The organism is Pseudogemmobacter sp. TB195, assembly GCF_058313095.1.
In genome coordinates this window covers 1-4,384 of the sequence record NZ_JBZEGG010000065.1, presented here as the reverse complement: position 1 = coordinate 4,384, position 4,384 = coordinate 1, and the positions used below count along the sequence as shown (strand labels likewise).

Annotated in this window: 2 protein-coding genes; both read right to left on the bottom strand. The window is 59.8% G+C overall.

Going from position 1 to position 4,384, the window contains the following annotated elements:
- Positions 1 to 3,288 (bottom strand): hypothetical protein (locus AC4FS3_RS28400; RefSeq protein WP_491023323.1); only part of this gene is annotated, 3,288 nt, incomplete at its 3' end.
- A 646-nt stretch (positions 3,289 to 3,934) separates the two neighbouring features.
- Positions 3,935 to 4,384 (bottom strand): hypothetical protein (locus tag AC4FS3_RS28395; protein WP_491023322.1); only part of this gene is annotated, 450 nt, incomplete at its 5' end.

Genomic DNA, 4,384 nt, shown 5'->3' with positions numbered 1-4,384 from the left:
CACTGCAGGCGTCGCGTTGTTCACCGTCTTCACGATGGCAAGATCGGTCCGGGGCTCAGGTGCCGGCGTCACGCTGCTGCTGTTATTACCAGGCGTCGGGTCCGTCTCGGCGCCGGTCACGCTGGCGGTATTGCCATAGGGCCCGGTCGCATTGACCCGCGCCGTGATCTCAAGCGTCTGCGTCAGCCCATTGGCCAGCGCACCAATCGTCCAGAGCCCGGTCCCGGAATCATAGGTCCCGGGGCCGCTATAGGTCTGATAGCTATAGCCCGAAGGCAGCAGGTCAGTCGCACGGACACCCGTCGCATCCGAGGGGCCGTTATTGGTCACGGCCAGCGAGAAGACCACAGTCGAGCCCACCGCAGGCGTCGCGTTGCTCACCGTTTTCAAGATGGCAAGATCGGTCCGGGGCACAGGTACCGGCGTCGCACTGCTGGTATTGTTACTGAAATTCGGATCGGCTTCATTCCCACGCACGGTGGCGCTGTTTCGGTAATTGCCGCCTGCCTTCACCAAAGCGACAATTTCAAGCTCGGCCGTGGGCCCTATCGCTGCGGGCAGCGTTCCGATCGTCCAGAGCCCGCTCACCGGGTCATAATCCGCGCCCGGGCTATGGGATATATAGGTGTAACCCGATGGCAGAAGATCCGTGACCTCTACGCCCGTCGCGGTCGAAAGACCGTTATTGCCAACCCGAAGCGTGAAGGTCACCTGGTCGCCGACGGCCGGAGACATATCGGAGGCAGATTTGTTCACATAAAGATCGGCGCGCGGCAACGGGCCCGGCGCAACCGAGGCGGTATTGTTGCCAGGATCCGGATCGATCTGGCCACCCGAAATCGTTGCGGTATTCAGATAGGGGCCGCCCGGACTGATGTCGACGGTGACGGCCAGCGTGGCGGTGGCGCCATTCGCAAGACTGCCGATGATCCAGTAACCGGTGCCCGTATCATAATCACCGCCCGAGGTGTCAGAGACATAGCTGTAGCCACCGGGCAGCGGGTCATACACCCGCACATTCGTGGCGTCAGACGGCCCATTATTGGCAGCGGTCAGCGTAAAGACCACCCTGTCGCCCACGCCGGGCAGGGAATTGTTGACTGCCTTCGTAACAGCAAGATCGGTCTGCGGCGCCGGTACCGGCGTCACGCTGCTGCTGTTATTGCCAGGCGTCGGGTCCGTCTCGGCGCCGGCCACGCTGGCGGTATTGCCATAGGCCCCGGTCGCATTGACCCGCGCCGTGATCGCAAGCGTCCGCGTTACCCCATTGGCCAGCGCACCAATCGTCCAGTCCCCCGTAGCGGGAACATAGGTCCCGGGTCCGCTATGCGTCTGATAGCTATAGCCCGAAGGCAGAAGGTCAGTCGCACTGACACCCGTCGCATCCGAGGGGCCATTATTGGTCACGGCCAGCGTGAAGACCACAGTCGAGCCCACTGCAGGTGTCGCGTTGTTCACCGATTTCACGATGGCAAGATCGGTCCGGGGCACAGGTGCCGGCGTCACGCTGCCGCTGTTATTGCCAGGCGTCGGGTCCGTCTCGGCGCCGGTCACGCTGGCGGTATTGCCATAGGGCCCACTCGCATTGACCCGCGCCGTGATCAGCAGCGTCCGTGTCACCCCATTGGCCAGCGCACCAATCGTCCAGAGCCCGGTCCCGGAATCATAGGTCCCGAGGCCGCTATGCGTCTGATAGGTATAGCCCGAAGGCAGAAGATCCGTGACCGCCACCCCGCTTGCATCCGAGGGGCCGTTATTCGTCACGGCCAGCGTGAAGACCACAGTCGAACCCACCGCAGGCGTCGCGTTGCTCACCGTCTTCACGATGGCAAGATCGGTCCGGGGCACGGGTACAGGCGTCACGCTGCTGCTGTTATTGCCCGGCGTCGGGTCCGTCTCGGTGCCATTGACGCTGGCCGTATTGCCATAAGCCCCGCTCGCATTGACCCGTGCCGTGATCAGCAGCGTCCGTGTCCCCCCGCGGGCCAGCGCACCAATGGTCCAGAGACCCGTAGCGGAATCATAGCTCCCGGGGCCGCTATGGGTCTGATAGGTATAGCCCGAAGGCAGCAGGTCAGTCGCACTGACACCCGTCGCATCCGAGGGGCCGTTATTGGTCACGGCCAGCGTGAAGACCACAGTCGAGCCCACCGCAGGTGCCGCGTTGTTCACCGATTTCACGATGGAAAGATCGGTCTGCGGAGCAAACCTTAAGGTGACTGTCGCAGCATTCGATTGCAGCCCATCATTATCCGACACACGGTAGGACACTGGTGTCGGATCGCCCGCATAACCAGGCAGCGGTTGAAAGACCAGCCATCCGCTCCCTGAACTGACGCTCCAGCTGCCCTGCCCCGGAACGTCAAGCGACTTTCCGTTGGCCGACAGAACCGACCCCGCCGGCATGCCGGTCGACAAAAGCACCACCGAGCCGGGATCCAGCGTTCCATCGGCATCCGTATCGTTCAACAGCTGATTAACAGATGCGGCCACGCCGATCGTAAGCCCGGTGAAGAGATCATTCACCGCAACCGGAGCGGTCATTATGCGCGAATTGATAATGCGGCAGATGATCTGCTGGTTTGCTGCGGGCGTAACGGTCCAGTTCGGCGCCGTTCCGCCGGGGGTAAAGACAACGCCGTTTCGGGTACAGGAAATGGTCGGATTGTATCGGCTGAGCAGCGACACGCTGCCTGCCAGCATGCCCTCGCTCAGCCTGTAAGTCTGATTGGCTTGGGCAAGGACGGCGCCCGTATCGGCAATAATGCCCGTTGTCGTGCCACCTGTCGCGGCATTGGCCACGATGGTTCCTGCCGGCCGCTGGACTGAGATCGTAAACTGATCATCAGAATGGGCACGACCCGTCTCGTTGAGCTCCTTGACCAGTTGGACAGAAGTCGCGGCCGAAGTGACAGCAGCAGCGCAGGTCGCCGGGCCAGGTGTCACGCTGGAGCTCAGAAAATAGGCGGCGGGGATAACTTCCGGGGTAGGGGCACCTGGCCTGTGCCAGCGCAGCCGGAGGTGATTGATCCCCCCCACATTGTTCCAATAGATACGAATCCACGCGCAGCTGTTTGCCACCGGCGCATAGATTGTCCCGCTGACGCTATCCCAGGTTTCATCATCTTCGGTGTAGTCCGGAACCGAGCCGATCGGGACATTGTACGAAATCGTTTTAAAGGAATTGCTGGCAAAGTTGCCCGACACATCGATATCGACCTGGTCGTCATGCGCCAGCGAGAATGTGTAATTCCCAGGTTGGGGAAACTGAACCCTTGCCCAAAGCACGCGCCCCTGAACCCGGGCAATACATGACGCGCTCCCTGGGGCGTCCTCGTAGTTGCACAGGGTATAATCCGAGGCCCGGAAATTTATACTATTACTCGTCCCTGATCGCGCTACATTAATGACATTGCTTGAGAAATTCTTCAGCGTCACAAGGGGGGCGCCCTCATCATTTTCGTAGTGTGGGTTTCCGAGTGGCAAGGGAACACGTTCATTGCCGCGGAAATCCTCCCAAACGACCTGCGCCATGGCGCGGCCCGGGCTGAAAGCGAAGAGCAAAGCGCAAATCGCCAGAATGGCTTGCGCAAGGCAGCGCTTAAGGACAGAGATCAACCCCGCCATATGCGGCCCGGGACTTAACGCCGGCCTTTTGTAATGCCGTGCCTTTATGGCCTGGGGTGCTTCAGGGGAGACGGTCTCGCAGTCGCATAATGCATAAGTCATAGCGCCTCGGAAACATGTATTGAACAATGTAAAAGGCTATGGGTCTGCGTAACGGCAACGTATCATGTGATGATTAGATCTACGCATATTTGTCCGTTCAGCACAACATATTTGAAGGGGTGTCTGATCCGACGGTCTGTTGGTGCGATATTTTCTCTGAAATGGAAGGAGACGCTTCGGGACTAATGCGTCATGGGTGTGGGGTTCACCCCTCTTCCTTAGACATGATCTGCCGCTTTTTAAGTTCTGAATTGCTCCTGTTGATCGGGCTCATGACTTCCCTTTGCGGTGAGCAGATCACTGCGGGCGGTCTGTCCGGGCAAGCGATGTGAACTGGGCCACTTGATTGCTGTTCATAATGTTCGGCGATCCGAACCAAGAGATGGCCTCGTCCAGCGCCGCGACGCAGAACGAGGCGTCCGTAGTATTTGAGACCCGCTACGCAAGGACCTTGCGGGTGTGACAGTCCCTGATCGCCACCAGACAGAAAAAGCCGCCACGCATTGGCAGACAGGGGATGACGACGGCGATGGGCGCTGTTGCACGAATCGGGCTTTGGAAAGCACGCGCCTAACCCTTTAGCAATTGTGTCTATTGATTGAGCTGTTGACGCCATACCTCTCCTGTTTTCAGGATTGCATTTGCGATGGTGATC